Origin of the sequence: Bradyrhizobium yuanmingense (genome assembly GCF_029167105.1) — a bacterium.
Taxonomy (GTDB): Bacteria; Pseudomonadota; Alphaproteobacteria; order Rhizobiales; family Xanthobacteraceae; genus Bradyrhizobium; species Bradyrhizobium yuanmingense_A.
Map to the genome: position 1 here is coordinate 92241 of NZ_JARFML010000019.1, position 16618 is coordinate 108858.

Sequence of the window (16618 nt, forward strand, 5' to 3'; positions counted from 1 at the left end):
TTCGAAAAACCAGGCCGCCAGGGAGGACGTCAATGACTGCAAAGTCTGAAAAGACCAGAACAACTCGTCGCAAATTCCTGCTGACCGCCGGCGCGGCCGGCGCCGCCACCATCGCCATGCCGCAAATCAGCCGGGCGCAGACAGCGACCCTGAAGATGCAGGGCTCGTGGGGCAAGGCCGATGTCTTCAACGAGATGGCCGAAGATTATGTGAAACGCGTCAACGAGATGGCCGGAGGCCGGCTGCGCATCGACTATCTGGTCGGCGGCTCGGTCGTGCATCCGTTCCAGGTGTTCGACGGCGTTCATGGCGGCCAGATCGACGCGGCACACACGGTGACGGTCTACTGGTACGGCAAGCACAAGGCCGCCTCGCTGTTCGGCACCGGCCCGGTGTTCGGCTTCAACGCCAACGAAGGCCTCGGCTGGATCCACAACGGCGGCGGCAAGGAGCTGTTCGAGGAGCTCCAGACCAAGATCATGAACGTCAACATCAAGAGCTTCTTCGCGATGCCGATGCCGACCCAGCCGCTCGGCTGGTTCAAGAAGCCGATCACCAGCGACGCCGATCTCAAGGGCTTGAAGTATCGCACGGTGGGTCTGGCCGCCGATCTCTTCCAGGCGATGGGCGCATCCGTTGCGCAGCTGCCCGGCGGCGAGATCGTGCCCGCGATGGAACGCGGGGTGATCGACGGATTCGAGTTCAACAATCCGACCTCGGACCGGCGCTTCGGCGCGCAGGATGTCGCCAAGAACTACATGATGGGCAGCCATCATCAGGCGACGGAATATTTCGAGATCATGTTCAACCGGACGAAATTCAACGCGCTGCCGAAGGAACAGCAAGCGATCCTGCAATATGCCGCCGAAGCCGTGTCCTCCGCCAACGAATGGAAGGCCATGGATTATTATTCGAAGGACCTGCAGGAGCTGATCAACAAGGACAAGGTCAACGTCCAGCGCACACCGAAGTCTGTGTTCGACGCGCAGATCAAGGCGTGGGACGGTCTGATCGCCCAGCTCGGCTCGGATCCGTTCATGAAGAAGGTCATGGACTCGCAGAAGGAATGGGTGCGCCGGGTGGTCTACTACAACATGAACAACGCGACGGACTACCGCGGCGCCTTCGACCATCACTTCCCGGGTGTGCTTAAGGCCTGACGCCGTCGCGGCGCATCGCGTCAGGCCGTATCGCGAGGGGCGGCGCAAATTGAAGCGCCGCCCACGAATTGGGAGGGGGACATCCGGATGCACTGCTCGCAGCGAGTTCAGCTCGCATGACGAAATTCCTGTTCTTCATCGATGAGCTCAGCACGTGGGTGGGCAAGGCGTTCGCCTGGCTGATCCTCGTCCTCACCCTGGGAGTCAGCTACGAGGTGTTCGTGCGCTACGTGCTGCGTGCGCCGACCACCTGGGCTTTCGACATCAGCTACATCACCTATGGCGCGATGTTCCTGATGGCCGGCGCGTACACGCTCTCGCGCAACGGCCATGTCCGCGCCGACGTGGTCTACCGCCTCTGGTCGCCGCGCACCCAGGCGACGATGGACCTCGTCCTGTATATCCTGTTCTTCCTGCCGGCGATCGCGGCGCTGATGTATTCGGGCTGGAACTACGCCCAGATGTCGGTGCGCTTCCGCGAAGTCAGCATCTTCAGTCCGGCCGGCGTGCCGGTGTTTCCGCTGAAGGCGCTGATCCCGCTCACCGGCTTCCTTCTGTTCCTGCAAGGGGTCGCCGAAATCATCCGCTGTGTGCTGTGCATCCGCACCGGCCGATGGCCGCAACGCCTGCACGACGTGGAGGAGACCGAGAGCCTCGTCATCCGCGAACATCAGCAGCACGCGGCTGAGCCGCAGAGCGAGAAGGGACCAGGCGCATGACCGATCCTCAACTCGGCATGCTGATGCTGGGCCTCTTCATCTTCATCATCATGCTGGGCTTCCCGATCGCCTTCACGCTGATGGCGATGGGCGTCTCGTTCGGCTACTATGCCTACTACACCCCCGGTCAGGACTTCTTCCAGAACCGCATCTTCACGCTTCTGGTGCAGAAGACGTTCGAGGTCACATCCAGCGACGTGCTGGTGGCGGTTCCGCTATTCCTGTTCATGGGTTATTTGATCGAGCGCGCAAACATCCTCGACCGCCTGTTCTACTCGCTGCAATTGTCGATGAAGAACGTGCCGGGCGCGCTTGCCGTGGCCACGCTGATCACCTGCGCGATGTTCGCGACCGCCACCGGCATCGTCGGTGCCGTCGTCACGCTGATGGGGCTGCTGGCATTGCCGGCGATGCTGCGAGCCGGCTATGACGCCAAGCTGTCGGCGGGCGTCGTCTGCGCCGGTGGCTGCCTCGGCATCCTGATTCCGCCGAGCATTCTCCTGATCGTCTATGCGGCGACCGCCGGCGTCTCGGCGGTCAAGCTTTACGCGGCCGCGTTCTTTCCCGGGTTCATGCTGGCCGGCTTGTACGTCCTCTATGCAATGACGCGCGCGATCATCAATCCCGCGCTCGCGCCGAAGCTGCCCCGCGAGCAGACCGACGTGCCGACCTCAAAGGTCATCTGGGCGCTTGCCACGTCATTCCTGCCGCTCGCATTGCTGATCGTTTCGGTGCTCGGCGCGATCCTATTTGGACTGGCGACGCCTTCTGAAGCGGCCGCGATAGGAGCCCTTATGAGCATCGTGCTGGCGGCCGCCTATCGTTCGCTCAACTACGAGATGATACGCGAATCCGTGTATCTGACCGTGCGCGCCACCGCGATGGTCTGCTACCTCTTCATCGGATCCTGGACGTTCTCGGCGGTCTTTGCCGTCCTTGGCGGACAGTCGGTGGTCGAGCAGTTCTTCACCTCGATGAACCTTTCGCCGATCCAGTTCCTGCTGCTGACCCAAGTGATCATCTTTCTGCTCGGCTGGCCGCTGGAATGGACCGAGATCATCATCATCTTTGTGCCGATCTTCCTGCCGCTGCTTCCGCAATACGGCATCGATCCGATCTTCTTCGGCATTCTGGTGGCACTGAACACGCAGACGGCGTTCAACACGCCGCCAGTTGCGATGGCCGCCTTCTATCTGAAGGGCGTGGCGCCGCCCGAGGTCAAGCTGACCGACATCTTCTCCGGCGCGCTTCCGTTCGTCGGCCTGGTCTTCCTCACCATGGCACTGGTCTACATCTTCCCGGGGATCGCATTGTGGCTGCCGAGCTATCTCTATGGATCGCGATGAGCGGACCCGGCAAACCGACGAGAGGCTGCGCATGAGTCTCAACGCCCTCGGCCTCACGGAGGCTGCGGCCGGCATCCGCGACGGCCGGCTCAGCTCGGTGGAGCTCGTCGGCGACTGCCTCAGGCGCATCGATGAGGTCGATCGCGATATCCAGGCGTGGGCGTTTCTCGATCGCGACCACGCGATGCGGCAGGCCGAGGCGGCCGACGATCATCGCAAGCACGGCAAGGCCACAGGCCCGCTGCATGGCGTGCCCGTGGGCATCAAGGATATCTTCGACACCGGCGACATGCCGACGGAATTCGGATCGGAGCTGTGGGCCGGACGCACGCCGCGGCGCGATGCGGCGGCCGTGGCGCGTCTGCGGGCGGCTGGAGCCGTGATCCTCGGCAAGACGGTGACCACGGAGTACGCGTACTACAATCCGGGCAAGACCCGAAATCCGCACAACCCAAATCACACCCCCGGCGGATCGTCCTCGGGGTCCGCCGCGGCGGTCGCGGCGCTGATGGTGCCGGGTGCCATCGGCTCGCAGACCAACGGCTCGGTGATCCGTCCTGCCGCCTTCTGCGGCGTGGTCGGCTTCAAGCCCACGCATGGCCTCATTCCACGCAGCGGCGCGCTCCAATTGTCGCGCACGCTCGATCATGTCGGCGTGTTCGGGCGTAGCGTCGAGGATGCGGCCCTGCTGGCAGAGGTCATGGTCGACTTCGAGCCGGAGGATCCGGACACCCGGCCTGTTGCGCGCCCGCCATTCTCTGCGGTCGCGGCGAGCGAGCCGCCGTTGCCGCCGCGATTTGCCTTCGTGCGCTCTCCGGTCTGGGATCAGGCCGAGCCGGAGACGCGTGAAGCGTTTGCCGAGCTCGTCGACGCTTTGGGCGAAGCGTGCAGCGAAGTCGAGCTCGGGCCGAGCTTCGACGGGGCCGTCGACATGCACCGCATCATCATGGAAGTTGATATGGCGCACAATCTGCGGCGCGATGACCACCGAGGCGGCGACAGACTGAGCACGCGTCTACGCCAGGCGATCGAGCGCGGCCGCGCGCATCTTGCGATCGATTATTGCAACGCTCTGGCCGGGATTGCGCCGCTCAACCAGGCCCTGGACCACCTTTTCGATGAATACGACGCCATCCTGACGCCCGCGGCACCGGGCGCGGCGCCCGGAATCGAAACGACGGGCAACCCGGTCTTCTGCTCGCTCTGGACGTATCTCGGCGTGCCCGCGATCAGCCTGCCCTTGATGCGTTCAGAAACGGGCCTTCCGCTGGGCGTCCAGCTCGTCGGCCGCCGCGGCAACGATGCCCGCCTCTTGCGCACGGCCAACTGGCTGATCAAGACCATCGGGCGCACGCGTGGCGGCGGTCGGCGCAACGCCCCGAGCGCCGGATCGAACTCGGCTGCCGGCGCGGAGGAGAGGAAAGTGCGATGACCAATCTGATCACCGGACTCATCGGCCTCGCGCTCATGATCGCATTTCTTGGAATCCTGCTGGTCTGGATCAAGGCCATTCCGCTCATCATCATCGTTGTCTGCGTCGTGGTGCTGGCCGTGATCGATTTCGTGCGATCCCTGCGGACGAACGGCGCGCCTCGCTGAATGCTCCATGGCAAGAAGACACTTCACTTCTCGGCATTGGCCGGAGCAGCCGGAATTACGACAAGAAGAGAGCTTTAGCGGCCAACCCGTTCGAGCTGCCACCTGGGATCGCCTGCGCAGCGCGCGTCGAGACCTTTGCTCAGGTCTGCGAGGCTCACCGCGCCCAGCCGCTCGACCAGCAATGCTTCGGCATCGCGAAGGACATCGTCCACCGCTGCGTTGACGAGTTGCTCGATCGCACAGTCTGGATTGGAATGCTCGTTCCCGATCGCAAATAGCCGGGGACCACCAACCGCACGATAGACATCGAGAAGTGACACGCGCTCGAGGTCGCACGCGATGACCCAGCCGCCGCCATGCCCTTTGTCCGACCGGACATAGCCCGCATCGCGCAGTCCCGCCAATGTGCGGCGAACGACGACCGGATTGGTCCCCAGCATCGTGCCGATCGCCTCCGAGGTCATGGGGCCGTCATGTCGCGCCATGTGGAGCAGCACATGCAGCATTCGGGAAAGGCGGCTGTCGTTTCGCATCGGCTGATCTTTCGCATGCATCCCATCATTGGCAAGGGCACGCAGTCATGATACATATAAAGTTACATGACTCGTGAGGTATCCGACGTGCGACAGTTTGAGGATCCAGACCACTGGGACAGCGCAGCCAGGCATTATCGAGAGACCGCGCACCCTTTCACCGCCCTGTTTGCGGAGGCGGCGCTGGCGCGCGTAAGCCTGACGCCTCATAGTCATGTTCTCGACGTGGCAGCCGGCACCGGCGCGCTCGCCCTGGCAGCCGCTCGCACCGGCGCACGAGTCCTGGCGACCGACTTCTCGCCCGGCATGGTGGGATGCATCGCAGCTGCTGATCTGCCCAATGTGGAGGCGCGGGTCATGGACGGACAGGCGCTCGATTTGCCTGACGCGCATTTCGATGCCGTCTTTTCGATCTTCGGTGTCATCATGTTCCCCGATTGGCGCAAGGGATTGGCCGAGATGCGACGGGTGACACGGCAAGGCGGGCATGGCGTGGTCGCGACCTGGCGGAAACGGGGCGCGGCGACCTTCCTCCTGTTGGGCGAAGTGCGGGAAAAGCTGTTCCCTGATCTGCCAGGCATGGCAATGCCTGAAGCCGTTCAGGCCATGAGCGATCCGGACGATTTCGCCCGCGCCCTCGTCACGGCCGGCTATCGCAATCCCCGGATCGACGCGGTGACTCATGATTATCTGCTCGACGTGGCGGCGCTCGACGCGCCTGACACGCTCTTTGGCATGTCGCCCGACTGGACCAGCCTGGACGACATCGAAAAGGCCGCGGTGGTGGCCGAGGTGCGGCGCAGGGCCGATGGTCGCCCGGTGCTGCCGATAACCTCGACCGCACTCATTGGCGTCGCTGAACGATGAACACCAACCGCACGGGTGCGAGCGATTCCACGCGGCGTTGATCGTCGTTATTTCCTGAGGATACCCGTGTTGGTGTTTCCAAGCTGCTGGACGGCGGCGTCGGCGGCTGGCGTGTTGTAGGACGGTCGAGATCCGCCACCCTCCTGACCGGACGGGGTCACGCCGAGTCGCTGGCCCGTCGTTCCCTGGCCTTTTGCATTAAGCGTGTTGGGCCCCGGCGAACCGCCCGTTCCGCTCAGCGTCGTCCCGTTTGAGAGCGTCGAGCCAGCCGTGCCGCCCGAACCGGTCGCGCCCGCCCCTCCAGCGGATGAAGCACCTCCTGAACCGCCTCCTGAGCTTTGCGCCATGGAAAACGAAACGGTGCCCAGAAGGACAGTCGCGGCCAAGACCAGAAGTTTCATCGTCCACCCTTTCCTATGCCTATGCCTGAAACCGCTTGCTTCCTTGTCACAGTTCCTAGCGGCGGCGAGCGATCCATGCTCCGGCCAGGAAAGCGACGAGCAAAGACCGCAACGGCGCCCTCACCGTCACCTCGCGCAACTGGTCGGCCCATCGCTTCGCCGGCTCTGGCGACGGCGTGCGGGCCTGCGGAGCAAAAGCTCCTCCTTGCTCTCCGGAACCCGGCCGCGGGCCCGAAGTCCGCTCTATGCCGCCCTGATCGTCCGTCAGCCCGGAGGCTTCCGTCATTGCCGCGGCTTCCTTCATGTCCATGCGTGCGCTCCCGAGGACGGTTGCGGAACAACTCAACTGATCTGGTGCCCGTCCGACCGAGGTCACAGGCTCGTTCGACGACCGGGGGCGGCTATGGCGTCGGCATCGATGCGAACTATATGCTTGTCGAAGATCCCCGCCGTACCGCTCCCTTGAAAAAGCCGTTGCTCATCTTTCTGTTCCTCGTCTTCGCACCGCTTGCCGCATCGGCGGCGAGATATTTTTGGCTGGATGATGGCCGCCAGAACTGGCAAACGGCCGATCGCTCCAGCGCGGGCCTGTTGGCCTCCGCGGCCGATCACCGTGAGGCCGTTATCCGGGTGTTCGGAGCAAGAACGGTGAGATGGCGCGGCATCTTCGCGATTCACACCTGGATCGTGGTCAAGGAGAAAGATGCGCCGACCTACACAAGGTACGACTACACGGCCTGGGGCGAGCCGATCCGCACCAACGGCTTCGCTCCGGACGGGCGGTGGTTCGGCGCTGTGCCGGAAATCGTCGTGGCCGTCGATGGCGAGCGCGCGGAGGCGCTCATCCCGAAGATCAGGCATGTGGTCGAAAACTACAGGTTTCGATCCTATGGTGATTACAGCGTCTGGCCTGGGCCCAATTCGAACACCTTCGTGCAGGCCGCGCTCGATGCCGTCCCTGAGCTCCGGGTCGTCCTGCCGCCGACCGCGATCGGCAAGGACTTCCCGTACACCGGCAAATGGTTCGGCGTAACGGCGTCCGGCACGGGCATCTATGTTTCGCTTGCCGGATATGTCGGGGTGACGATTGGCTGGGTCGAAGGCCTGGAGATCAATTTCTTTGGCGCCGTTCTGGGCGTCGACATCCGGCGCCCGGCGATAAAGCTCCCCGGTCTCGGCCGCTTTGGAATGACGCCGAGCCTGTAAGAGCCGCCGATTGAAGACTCCCAAGGCTGGTTGAAGATACCTTCTGGCTGGCTGCTGCCTAGCTCGACGCTCGCTCGAGCGTCGGTCGACCGCACGGGCGCACTCAAGTCACTGCCGGTCTTCAGCCCCACCTCCATGGCTGACCTCGACCCGAGGGCCGCTTCGGAGAGCAGAACTGACCAAGGTCATTCTGGGCTGCGAGGGCAACCTTGGACCCCAGGCAGACGAACTCGGGAAGGTGCACCACAGCCGACCGCGCTCGGTCCTGCGGACCAGAGCAGCCGATGGGGCATATTATAGCGCCGACTGCCGAACAAGCGCCGATCTAGTCTTCGTCTGGCTCGCGCACGACCGCTGGTTCGTCATCGCCATCTTCCCCTTCGTCATCGTCTTCTTCGTCCTCCTCATCCTCTTCATCAGGATCTCTTGGCGGCATCGCGGTGCCCATAACCACGAGCGGTGTCCAGCAGATCGCTGTGATAGAAGATGCTAAGGCGTGTTGCTTCATGGCGTTGCTGCTCCTCGAAAAGAACCCGCTGTCGACGCTTCCTGACGGGCGGCACGCGCAGGTCCAGGGTGCGATCGTTGGAAACGCGAGGTGACACCAGCTCGATGACACGAGCAAGGACCGCACCCGCCACGCAACTCGCGGCGCTTGGAGCTACCTTATGCCCGACGACGCATTAGAAGACTCCATGTCCACCAAAAGTTCGCCGCTGGTAACTTCGGGAGCCCCGAGATCGAGGTCATGCAGGCTCGCCTCAACAAACGCCAGTATCTTGGCGTTCGCTGCGTTGGCGCTCTCGCGGTCATCAAATATCATCACGGCGATACCGACACCGCCGCCCGCATCCAGCACATGGTAAGATCTAAATCCCTGCGATTGCCTCAGGATCTCACCGACACCGCTCTTGGCGCGACGAGCGGCGTCCGCGACCGAACGAACATTCGTGTACTTGCGAATGACCATGTACATGGGGCCACCAGCTGTCATACGCGCGCAAATGAGCCATCCTCGCCCGCAGGGGGCGAGGTGCTGAGGCTCAGGTGCCCTCGAACTTGAACGACACGTTGAGCTTGGCGCGATAGGCCTCGACTTTTCCCTTCTCGTCCAGTTGCATATCGAGCTTGACGACCTCTGCGATGCGAAGATCTCGGAGAGATTTAGCGGCTTGCTCGACCGCGTTGGCGGCCGCCTTCTCCCACGAGTCTTTACTGGTACCGACTAGTTCGATGACCTTGTAGACACTCTCGGGCATGTCGTCCTCCTATCCGGTAGGGCCAGGAAATCTAGCATCTGAATCTCGACGCCGATACGTATCCGCGGATGGTGCGGAAAAGGTTCGTTTGGCTGTCATTTTTTGTGTTCGACCCAGGAAAGAAACTCGGGAACCCGTCGGGAGATGCGATCGCGTTTTCAGCCCGAACGAACCCGCATATGGAATGGCCTTTCCGTCAGTTGGTTTCTTAATATGGTTCTGCAGCCCGATGTCGTCATTGCCGCTGAGGTTCTGACCCATGAAGCGATGGCACCCCGTCAGCATCAGCAGCATCGTTATCGCCGTGGGTCTGGTGTGTGCCGGGGCCCTGGTGGTCAGTCGATCACACGTTCCATTGGAAGCCATAGCTTCATCGGTAACACGTACTCCTGAGCTTATGGAGCGTGCGTGGCGCCTACCGGTGGCAGCAACATTTCAAAGACATGTTGATTGGCAGTCAAATGGCTCTCGCTGCGGACCCGCTGCTGTTGCGAATGCGTACCGGTCCCTTGGCGAGGCGGCAAGGACGGAGGGCGAGGTGTTGGCCGGCACGTGGAGCTGCTGGACAGGGATATGCATAATGGGTCTCACGCTTGACGAACTGGCCAAAGTCGCCCAGTCGCACACCAGCCGAAACGTTATAGTCTTACGCGATCTCAGCGAGAACGAGTTTCTGGAGCATCTCCGCCGATCCAACGATCCGGGGCGACGCTACATCGTGAATTTCGATCGCGCTCAAATTTTTGGCGCTGGTAGCGGCCACCATTCCCCAATCGGGGGGTATTTCGAAGCCGAGGACCTCGTTTTCGTGCTCGATGTCAATGTTGATTTCCAGCCATGGCTCGTCGAGCGGGGGCGGCTGTTCGACGCTGTAAATACGTTCGACGGCGATAAAAAGCGGGGACTGCTATTCATACAGTAAATTATCCCGCATGCCGCTTGTTGGCCCGTCGCGGCGTCTAGAAGGGTGCTAAGCTGAGCGATCTGCCGGTCGAGCAGACGACTCGTTTTCAAGTTGCCAATGCACTCGGCCTACAGACCCCACCATCGCTACTAATTGGCGCTGACGAAATCATTGAGGTCGGCATCTTGGCCGGCGGCCTCGCCTGACCATCCAACGACCGCCTGCGTTCAGGATTAGGGCCGCGACCTCTCTTCACTTCAGCATTGTGACCCAACGCAGAAATGCAGCGAAGGGCTGAGCATGCTGCCTCGTCAGAGCGCGTAGGATGGGTTGAGCCCTTGCGAAACCCATCATGCTTCGTCGTAGATGGAGGGAGCAATGGGTTTCGCTGGCGCTCTACCCATTCTACGAGCTGAATGCCGGATGGACCGGAAGCGCTCACAGGCATCATGGATTACTGATTTGGAGCCAAACCCGACTTCATGGCCATCGCTTGATTGCGCCGCGTTCGCTGTGTAAAGCTTTCACCAGCGCCGATTTGATACTCAGCTTGCGGGCGCTTCTAAAAATGCAGCTAAAGAGAACCGCCATCCCTGCATCGTCCGCATTGCCTAAGCCGTCGGCCATCTCGAATGGGAGGGTCAAATGAAATTTGCTGCAATCGCTGATGTGCACGGCAATCGTTCAGCGCTCGAGGCCGTACTTGCCGATATTGCCGCCTTCGGCATCACCGAGGTCGTCAATCTCGGTGATCACGTCAGCGGCCCGTTGGAGGCGGCCGGAACTGCGAACCTCCTGATTGAGCGAGGCTTTCCGTCAGTGCGGGGCGATCAGGATCGAATCCTCGTCGAGCTCTGGCAGGCTGGCACATCGGTTCGCAGCGATTTCCGACAGCTTGAACGTCGGCATTTCGATTGGTTGGCGAGCATGCCACCGACGCTGGTGTACAGAGACCATGTGTTCTTATGCCATGCGAAGCCAAGAAACGATGCTGCCTTCTGGCTGGACTACATAAGCAGCGACGGTGATGTGCGCGCCAGTCCAATCGAGGCCATCGAGCCGGAAGCGGACGGGATCGACGCCCAGCTTATCCTGTGCGGACACACTCACATACCCAGGATTGTTCGTTTGAGAGATGGACGCCTCGTTGTGAACCCCGGCAGCGTTGGATTGCCCGGTTACGACGGGAAGACGCCCGTTCCTTACGTGGTTGAGGTCGGCACGCCGCATGCTTGCTACGCGATTTTGGAGTGCGCCGGAAAAGAGTGGCTCTCGACCATCCGGTACGTGCCTTACGATAACGCGCCTATGGTTGAACTCGCCCTCAGCAAAGGAATGCGCACTTGGGCGGATGCGATTGCAACTGGTTGGATCCAACGGAGAGCCAGCATTTGAGAGCTTTTCGCTGCGGCCATCCTTCGAGACGCCCGCGTGAGGCGGGCTCCTTAGGATGAGAGGGAGTGCGTGGCTGCAGTTTCAAAAGGCGCCGACGCTGATGTGCCTCATCCTGAGGAGGCGCGTCAGCGCCGTCTCGAAGGACGAGGCGTGCGCACCGGCCGCCGCCATCCGAATCTTTGAAGGAGAGCCATCGAATACTTCCCGAACCGACCCGCGTGCCGAGGAAGGTCGGCTCTGAACGAAAAGCTCAACACGAGCAATTCGCGTCCGCTAGTCCCGACGAAGCAGGCCTCAAACCGGCGAGCCGCGACTTCGCTGATGGGCGACCACGTTCGGACATGTGCGTCGTTAGGCTGACGATGGTCCTTCAACAATCTTCCAATACGAATCCTTGCGGATCACCTCGTCCGCGCGAAAAGTGTAAAAGTCACATCCTCGGACCTCGATCTTTTTTCCTTCGCGTGTAGTGCCCGTTAGCGTCCATTTTGAAATGCCCGTGTTTGCCATCGTATCCACAAAATGCTCGACGTCGCCGTAGTGAACATCCGGCAAGCCTTCAAAGCGCGTCGCGAGCCCGTCTCGTACGTTGCGTTTGCCCTCGAAGCGGGAGCCCCAAGGCTTGCTTCCCCTCGGCATCTCCAAGACACAATCGTCAGCAAAGAACTCCATGATGGAATCCAAGTCGTGCGCGTTGAACGCTTCACACAGCGCCGTCAATTTCGATCGAATGTCCATCCTTCCCTCCATCGAGTTCTCGGAAGGGATACAATAACATCAGGGCACACAGGTGAGTTGAAGGGCCAATTAGACGTCTGGTCGATGTCGCCTTCGGGGCACTTGCTGTCGGCTGGAGCGACGCGTGAGGTCTGCTTCAGCTCACGAAGCGGACACCTCATTCCAATGAGTGTGCGCCCTACGCCCGTCGCATCAGCTTGAGCGAGGCCGCAAGCCGCAGGCTTCGCTTCCCCGCGAGCGCGATGCCTTCGAGCTCGCCGCTGTCTTCGGTGCAGGTGCCGGAGAAGCCGATGCCGACCTCGAGGCCGCCGAACACGGGGTTCTCGCCTTTTGCCGGCGTGTGCTCCTGGTTCAGCATCTCGCCCTTCCAGCGGCCGTCCGCCGAGGAATAGGCGCCGAGATAGTAGAAGAACGCATCGCCGCCGAGGATGCGCCCGTCGATCAGCAGCATCACGCCGGACAGTCCGGCGTCGACGCCGTCGAGCGCGCTCAGCTTCATCCCGTAGAGCCCGTTGGCGATGCCGCCCGGTCCGACCGTCCCGCTCGGCGGCAACCCCTCGTCGTCGAGGCGCGTGAGATTGGCCCAGAACCTGGCGCCCGGCATGGTGTCCGCGCCGCCCTCGAGACGGATCTGGTTGCCGTAGAGCCGGCCGCGCGCTCCGATCGAGGCGACGTCGGCGCCCATCATCGGCTTGTAGCTGGGGTCGAGGTTGTGCCGCTCGGTGATGACCTGGGCGATGATCTCGCCGTCGCGCTCGACATAGGTGCCGAGATGCGCAAAGCCCGAATTGCCGCCCAGCATCCTGCCGTCGTGCAGGCACATGATGCTGCAGCCGAACGCATCGTTGACGCCGTATTCAACCTTGTAGAGCCCGTCCAGCAACGTCTTGAACCTGCAAAATCGGAAATGAATTGCCGGCTACCTAGCATCGTCGCTCCAGCGAGGCCACCGGCTTTTGCGCGCATCGCCGCCCCGGCACCTCCGCCCGCGATGATGCCATTATGCCCCTGTTTTGCCCGACGGGTCAAAACTCCACTTCGTAAAACCCGCAGTCAATGATTTCAGGGACTTGGCTACGGTGCATGGGGTTGTTTTTCGACGTTTGTTTGCCGGCCCCCGAAAAAAGCTCCCTCAGCCGATCGGCGCCAGGCTCGAACCTGCCCCCACGGACGCACGACCAATCGCGCATGGACACGCAATCAGCCGAGGACGAACTCAGCGCGATCATCGCCGGCGCCGCGAAGCAGCCGCTGCTCGATGCCGCCTACGCACTCTGGCGCCGACGCTACCGCCTGGAGACCATCGCGGGCCGCCCTACCGCCGAAGAGGTCCGCGTCAATCGAGCCTTCTCGCCGGAGCAGTTCATCATCCAGTACCGCCATGAACGCGCCCATGCCCATGAAGGGCCGATGTTCGGCTATGTGAAGCGCGCTCATCCGCGCGCCGACGATCAGGCGATCCGGCAAGCCATCATCACGGCGGTCAAATTCGAAGACGCCTACAACAAGCACTTCGACTGGAACGGCGATTTCGATGATTGCGTGGCGCGCGCGGTGAAACAGGCCGCGCGGAAATATCCGCATTATCTCGAGACCACCTATCGCGATGCCCGCGGCGAGCTCGCCTATTACATGAAGTGAACTAGAAGCACAGCGTGGTGACCAGCCTGCCCTGCTTGTCCTTGATCGCATAGGGACAGCGAATGCGCTCCAGCGCCTTCTTGGCATCCTCGTCGCCGAGCGCGGCGGCGCGCTCGTAATAGGCTTTTGCCGCGTCCTTGTCCTTCGCACCGCCGCGGCCTTCCCGCGCAAATGCGCCCATCCGCTCCAGCGCGCCGGGATGGTTTTGCGCCGCCGCCTTCTCGAACAGCGCGCGCGCCGCGACATCGTCCTTTGCGCCGCCATCGCCTTCAGACAACATCAGGCCGAGCTGGTACTGCGCTTCCGCATTGGTCTCGGCGGCCTTGCCGAGCAGCGCACGGGCCTGGGCGGGATCGGCCGGCGCGGCGCCACCTGCGCCACCGAGCGCGGCAAGATTGCTGACGCCGCGCGGGTTGCCGGCCTGCGCCGCCCTCTCGAACAGCTTTCGCGCCTGCGTCTCGTCCTTGGCGACGCCGGCGCCGGTGCCGTAGAGCACGCCGAGTTCGACCATGGCCGCGCTCGATCCCTTGTCGGCCGCCTTGCGCCAGGCCGCGATCGCCTCCGCGGTCTGCCGGTTCGCCGCGTAAGCGCGCCCGAGCTCGAACATCGCGCGGCGCGAGGCGTTTGCCGCCTGCTTGCAGAACTTGACCGCGGTCGCAATGTCGGCGGAAGCGATCTCCGCGACGCCCTTCACGTCGGCCGGCTTGTCGGGATCGCTGGGATCGGCGGCCAGACGGTCGCACAACACGAGGTCGGCCGATTGCGCCTGCGCCGTCAGGGGCGCGGCGAGCGCAAAGAGCATGGCAAGGAGGAAAGTCCGCATGATCGTCACGTTGCGTCTGTGGCTCGGCAAATTCAAGGCTCAAGTCGGTTCGCGCTTGCGATGGGTGGCTCAGGCGCGCTGCATCAGCTTGAGCGCTGCGGTCAGGCGCAAGCTCCGCTTGCCGGCCAGCGCGGTTGCCTCCAGCACCGCCTGCTCCGCGTCGTAGCTGCCGGAGAAGCCGATGCCGACCTCGTGCCCGCCGAAGACCGGATCGTCCTTGGCCGGCGTGTGCTCCTGGTTGAGGATCTGGCCCTTCCAGCGGCCCTTCGCGGCGGTGTAGGTGCCAAGGTAGTAGAAAGCCGCATCGCCGCCGAGGATGCGGCCCTGGTTGAGCAGCATCACCCCGGTGAGTCCGCCGTCGAGGCCGTCGAGCATGCGCAAATGGATGGAGTAGAGACCGTCGCTGATGCCGGCTTCGCCGACGCCGCCGGCGATCGGCACCTCCTCATCCGTGATCGGCGTCATCAGCGACTGAAACGGCACGCCTGGCAGCTCCTTGAGCTCGCCCTTGAAGCGATAGAGATCGCCGTCGGCCCAGCCCTTCGCGATCAGGGTCGCATCGTCGGTGCCCGCCATGGCGCGGTAGCTCGGATCCGGATTGTGGCGGACGGTCTTGATGACGATGTCGACGCCGCTGCCCGTCTTCTCGTAGCTGCCGATATGGGCGAAGGCCGAATTGCCGCCGAGCATCTTGCCGTCGCCGGCATACATCACGCTGCGGCCGACGACGTCGCCGAGCTGAAATCTCACCTTGTAGAAGCCTTCAAACACCAGCCGTGTCCCCGGCCCTGCGCGCATCCGGATGCACTCTATCCCGCTTTCGGCGGCGATGGACAAGTTTCGCGGCGCCCGGGTCGGCAGGCACAGGAACGGTTGTCATCAAAATGCAAAAATCCGCCGGAGCCTTCGCTCCGGCGGATTGAATGCCAACCCGGGCCAGCCCCCCAGCCCGGGCCGGGAGGATCTTAGGCCGCGGCCTTCTTGTCGGTCGGCACGGACGAGATCGTCTTCAGGATCTGCGAAGCGATCTGGTAGGGGTCGCCTTGCGAGTTCGGACGGCGGTCTTCCAGATAGCCCTTGTAGCCGTTGTTGACGAAGGAGTGCGGAACGCGGATCGAAGCGCCGCGGTCGGCAACGCCGTAGCTGAACTTGTTCCACGGCGCGGTCTCGTGCTTGCCGGTCAGACGCTTGTCGTTGTCCGGGCCGTAGACGGCGATGTGGTCCATCAGGTTCTTCTCGAAGGCGGCCATCAGCGCCTCGAAATACTCCTTGCCGCCGACTTCACGCATATAGGCGGTCGAGAAGTTGGCGTGCATGCCCGAGCCGTTCCAGTCGGTGTCGCCGAGCGGCTTGCAGTGGAATTCGATGTCGATGCCGTACTTCTCGGTCAGGCGCAGCATCAGGTAGCGGGCCATCCACATCTGGTCGGCAGCGGTCTTGGAGCCCTTGCCGAAGATCTGGAATTCCCACTGGCCCTTGGCGACTTCCGCGTTGATGCCTTCATGGTTGATGCCGGCAGCAAGGCAAAGGTCGAGATGCTCTTCGACGATCTTGCGAGCGACGTCGCCGACGTTCGAGTAGCCGACGCCGGTGTAGTAAGGACCCTGCGGAGCCGGATAGCCGGCCTCGGGGAAGCCGAGGGGACGGCCGTTCTTGTAGAAGAAGTATTCCTGCTCGAAGCCGAACCAGGCGCCGGAATCGTCCAGGATGGTGGCGCGCTTGTTGGACGGATGCGGGGTCTTGCCATCGGGCATCATGACTTCGCACATCACCAGCACGCCGTTGGTGCGCGCACCGTCCGGGAACACCGCGACCGGCTTCAGCACGCAATCGGAGCTGTGGCCTTCGGCCTGCTGGGTGGAGGAGCCGTCGAAGCCCCAGAGCGGAAGCTGCTCGAGCGTCGGGAACGACGCGAATTCCTTGATCTGAGTTTTGCCGCGCAAATTCGGAGTCGGCGTATATCCGTCGAGCCAGATGTACTCGAGCTTGTACTTAGTCATTGAGCCTCTCTGTAGATGATGCGAAAG

General features: G+C 62.5%; 21 protein-coding genes. 10 read left to right on the forward strand and 11 right to left on the reverse strand.

Annotated features, from left to right (window positions below; genetic code table 11):
* The first annotated feature begins 32 nt into the window (after positions 1-32).
* The 5 genes from P0R31_RS24125 to P0R31_RS24145 all read left to right on the forward strand — a co-directional run bounded on the left by P0R31_RS24125 (position 33) and on the right by P0R31_RS24145 (position 4824).
* On the forward strand, positions 33-1160 hold the full coding sequence (locus P0R31_RS24125; protein WP_275516707.1) for a TRAP transporter substrate-binding protein: 1128 nt from the start codon (positions 33-35) through the stop codon (positions 1158-1160).
* Between the two features lie 116 nt (positions 1161-1276).
* Positions 1277-1879 (forward strand): TRAP transporter small permease subunit, encoded by a 603-nt coding sequence (locus P0R31_RS24130; protein WP_025035930.1) that lies wholly within the window; start codon positions 1277-1279, stop codon positions 1877-1879.
* The gene (locus P0R31_RS24135) at positions 1876-3225 is read left to right on the forward strand and encodes a TRAP transporter large permease (RefSeq protein ID WP_275516708.1); all 1350 of its coding nucleotides are present in this window, start codon (positions 1876-1878) and stop codon (positions 3223-3225) included. Before P0R31_RS24130 ends, P0R31_RS24135 begins: the two co-directional genes overlap by 4 nt.
* A 31-nt stretch (positions 3226-3256) precedes the next feature.
* On the forward strand, positions 3257-4657 hold the full coding sequence (locus P0R31_RS24140) for an amidase (protein ID WP_275516710.1): 1401 nt from the start codon (positions 3257-3259) through the stop codon (positions 4655-4657).
* Positions 4654-4824, forward strand: a complete 171-nt coding sequence (locus P0R31_RS24145; RefSeq protein WP_157284651.1) for a hypothetical protein — start codon at positions 4654-4656, stop codon at positions 4822-4824. Before P0R31_RS24140 ends, P0R31_RS24145 begins: the two co-directional genes overlap by 4 nt.
* Positions 4825-4898: 74 nt before the next feature.
* Here the strand turns inward: P0R31_RS24145 and P0R31_RS24150 are convergent, their stop codons facing one another.
* Positions 4899-5357 carry an Rrf2 family transcriptional regulator gene (locus tag P0R31_RS24150; RefSeq protein WP_036000430.1) on the reverse strand — a complete coding sequence of 153 codons (459 nt, stop codon included), beginning with the start codon at positions 5355-5357 and terminating at the stop codon, positions 4899-4901.
* A gap of 87 nt (positions 5358-5444) precedes the next feature.
* Here P0R31_RS24150 and P0R31_RS24155 point away from each other — a divergent pair, with 87 nt between their 5' ends.
* Positions 5445-6224: a class I SAM-dependent methyltransferase gene (locus P0R31_RS24155; protein WP_275516713.1), complete on the forward strand. Its 780-nt coding sequence runs from the start codon at positions 5445-5447 to the stop codon at positions 6222-6224.
* A gap of 47 nt (positions 6225-6271) precedes the next feature.
* Here the strand turns inward: P0R31_RS24155 and P0R31_RS24160 are convergent, their stop codons facing one another.
* Entirely contained in the window at positions 6272-6625 is a 354-nt protein-coding gene (locus P0R31_RS24160) for a hypothetical protein (protein ID WP_275516714.1), read from the reverse strand.
* A 55-nt stretch (positions 6626-6680) separates the two neighbouring features.
* A complete protein-coding gene (locus tag P0R31_RS24165) occupies positions 6681-6935 on the reverse strand; it encodes a hypothetical protein (protein WP_157284648.1) in 255 nt (84 codons plus the stop codon).
* Positions 6936-7099: 164 nt separating this feature from the next.
* On the opposite strand from P0R31_RS24165, the gene P0R31_RS24170 reads away from it, so the two are divergent.
* On the forward strand, positions 7100-7831 hold the full coding sequence (locus P0R31_RS24170; protein ID WP_275516794.1) for a DUF3750 domain-containing protein: 732 nt from the start codon (positions 7100-7102) through the stop codon (positions 7829-7831).
* Positions 7832-8156: 325 nt separating this feature from the next.
* On the opposite strand, the gene P0R31_RS24175 is transcribed toward P0R31_RS24170, so the two are convergent.
* The 3 genes from P0R31_RS24175 to P0R31_RS24185 form a co-directional block, all read right to left on the reverse strand.
* Positions 8157-8339, reverse strand: coding sequence for a hypothetical protein (locus P0R31_RS24175; RefSeq protein ID WP_275516716.1), 183 nt, complete (start codon positions 8337-8339; stop codon positions 8157-8159).
* A 153-nt stretch (positions 8340-8492) separates the two neighbouring features.
* Positions 8493-8807, reverse strand: coding sequence for a hypothetical protein (locus P0R31_RS24180; protein ID WP_275516717.1), 315 nt, complete (start codon positions 8805-8807; stop codon positions 8493-8495).
* Positions 8808-8874: 67 nt separating this feature from the next.
* Positions 8875-9090 carry a dodecin family protein gene (locus P0R31_RS24185; protein ID WP_275516718.1) on the reverse strand — a complete coding sequence of 72 codons (216 nt, stop codon included), beginning with the start codon at positions 9088-9090 and terminating at the stop codon, positions 8875-8877.
* Between the two features lie 259 nt (positions 9091-9349).
* On the opposite strand from P0R31_RS24185, the gene P0R31_RS24190 reads away from it, so the two are divergent.
* Together P0R31_RS24190 and P0R31_RS24195 are read left to right on the forward strand one after the other, a co-directional pair.
* Positions 9350-10012 (forward strand): phytochelatin synthase family protein, encoded by a 663-nt coding sequence (locus P0R31_RS24190; RefSeq protein WP_275516719.1) that lies wholly within the window; start codon positions 9350-9352, stop codon positions 10010-10012.
* 627 nt (positions 10013-10639) lie between these two features.
* Positions 10640-11389: a metallophosphoesterase family protein gene (locus P0R31_RS24195; protein ID WP_275516720.1), complete on the forward strand. Its 750-nt coding sequence runs from the start codon at positions 10640-10642 to the stop codon at positions 11387-11389.
* 351 nt (positions 11390-11740) lie between these two features.
* On the opposite strand, the gene P0R31_RS24200 is transcribed toward P0R31_RS24195, so the two are convergent.
* Both P0R31_RS24200 and P0R31_RS24205 read right to left on the reverse strand, forming a co-directional pair.
* Complete coding sequence (locus P0R31_RS24200; RefSeq protein ID WP_275516722.1) at positions 11741-12127, reverse strand: nuclear transport factor 2 family protein; 387 nt, start codon at positions 12125-12127, stop codon at positions 11741-11743.
* Between the two features lie 178 nt (positions 12128-12305).
* Positions 12306-13010, reverse strand: a complete 705-nt coding sequence (locus P0R31_RS24205) for a GrlR family regulatory protein (protein ID WP_275516723.1) — start codon at positions 13008-13010, stop codon at positions 12306-12308.
* A gap of 305 nt (positions 13011-13315) precedes the next feature.
* On the opposite strand from P0R31_RS24205, the gene P0R31_RS24210 reads away from it, so the two are divergent.
* Entirely contained in the window at positions 13316-13768 is a 453-nt protein-coding gene (locus P0R31_RS24210) for a hypothetical protein (RefSeq protein ID WP_275516724.1), read from the forward strand.
* Between the two features lies 1 nt (position 13769).
* Here P0R31_RS24210 and P0R31_RS24215 read toward each other — a convergent pair whose 3' ends face one another.
* The 3 genes from P0R31_RS24215 to P0R31_RS24225 form a co-directional block, all read right to left on the reverse strand.
* Positions 13770-14591 carry a tetratricopeptide repeat protein gene (locus P0R31_RS24215; protein ID WP_275516726.1) on the reverse strand — a complete coding sequence of 274 codons (822 nt, stop codon included), beginning with the start codon at positions 14589-14591 and terminating at the stop codon, positions 13770-13772.
* Positions 14592-14660: 69 nt separating this feature from the next.
* Positions 14661-15362 (reverse strand): GrlR family regulatory protein, encoded by a 702-nt coding sequence (locus P0R31_RS24220; RefSeq protein WP_275516795.1) that lies wholly within the window; start codon positions 15360-15362, stop codon positions 14661-14663.
* 194 nt (positions 15363-15556) lie between these two features.
* The gene (locus tag P0R31_RS24225) at positions 15557-16591 is read right to left on the reverse strand and encodes a glutamine synthetase beta-grasp domain-containing protein (RefSeq protein WP_275516727.1); all 1035 of its coding nucleotides are present in this window, start codon (positions 16589-16591) and stop codon (positions 15557-15559) included.
* Positions 16592-16618: the final 27 nt, after the last annotated feature.

Bases quoted from the DNA above. Each gene is read 5' to 3' on its own strand.
- P0R31_RS24125 (WP_275516707.1), top strand. From the start codon at position 33: ATGACTGCAAAGTCTGAAAAGACCAGAACAACTCGTCGCAAATTCCTG.
- P0R31_RS24130 (WP_025035930.1), top strand. From the start codon at position 1,277: ATGACGAAATTCCTGTTCTTCATCGATGAGCTCAGCACGTGGGTGGGC.
- P0R31_RS24135 (WP_275516708.1), top strand. From the start codon at position 1,876: ATGACCGATCCTCAACTCGGCATGCTGATGCTGGGCCTCTTCATCTTC.
- P0R31_RS24140 (WP_275516710.1), top strand. From the start codon at position 3,257: ATGAGTCTCAACGCCCTCGGCCTCACGGAGGCTGCGGCCGGCATCCGC.
- P0R31_RS24145 (WP_157284651.1), top strand. From the start codon at position 4,654: ATGACCAATCTGATCACCGGACTCATCGGCCTCGCGCTCATGATCGCA.
- P0R31_RS24150 (WP_036000430.1), bottom strand. From the start codon at position 5,357: ATGCGAAACGACAGCCGCCTTTCCCGAATGCTGCATGTGCTGCTCCAC.
- P0R31_RS24160 (WP_275516714.1), bottom strand. From the start codon at position 6,625: ATGAAACTTCTGGTCTTGGCCGCGACTGTCCTTCTGGGCACCGTTTCG.
- P0R31_RS24165 (WP_157284648.1), bottom strand. From the start codon at position 6,935: ATGGACATGAAGGAAGCCGCGGCAATGACGGAAGCCTCCGGGCTGACG.
- P0R31_RS24175 (WP_275516716.1), bottom strand. From the start codon at position 8,339: ATGAAGCAACACGCCTTAGCATCTTCTATCACAGCGATCTGCTGGACA.
- P0R31_RS24180 (WP_275516717.1), bottom strand. From the start codon at position 8,807: ATGTACATGGTCATTCGCAAGTACACGAATGTTCGTTCGGTCGCGGAC.
- P0R31_RS24185 (WP_275516718.1), bottom strand. From the start codon at position 9,090: ATGCCCGAGAGTGTCTACAAGGTCATCGAACTAGTCGGTACCAGTAAA.
- P0R31_RS24190 (WP_275516719.1), top strand. From the start codon at position 9,350: ATGAAGCGATGGCACCCCGTCAGCATCAGCAGCATCGTTATCGCCGTG.
- P0R31_RS24195 (WP_275516720.1), top strand. From the start codon at position 10,640: ATGAAATTTGCTGCAATCGCTGATGTGCACGGCAATCGTTCAGCGCTC.
- P0R31_RS24200 (WP_275516722.1), bottom strand. From the start codon at position 12,127: ATGGACATTCGATCGAAATTGACGGCGCTGTGTGAAGCGTTCAACGCG.
- P0R31_RS24210 (WP_275516724.1), top strand. From the start codon at position 13,316: ATGGACACGCAATCAGCCGAGGACGAACTCAGCGCGATCATCGCCGGC.
- P0R31_RS24215 (WP_275516726.1), bottom strand. From the start codon at position 14,591: ATGCGGACTTTCCTCCTTGCCATGCTCTTTGCGCTCGCCGCGCCCCTG.
- P0R31_RS24225 (WP_275516727.1), bottom strand. From the start codon at position 16,591: ATGACTAAGTACAAGCTCGAGTACATCTGGCTCGACGGATATACGCCG.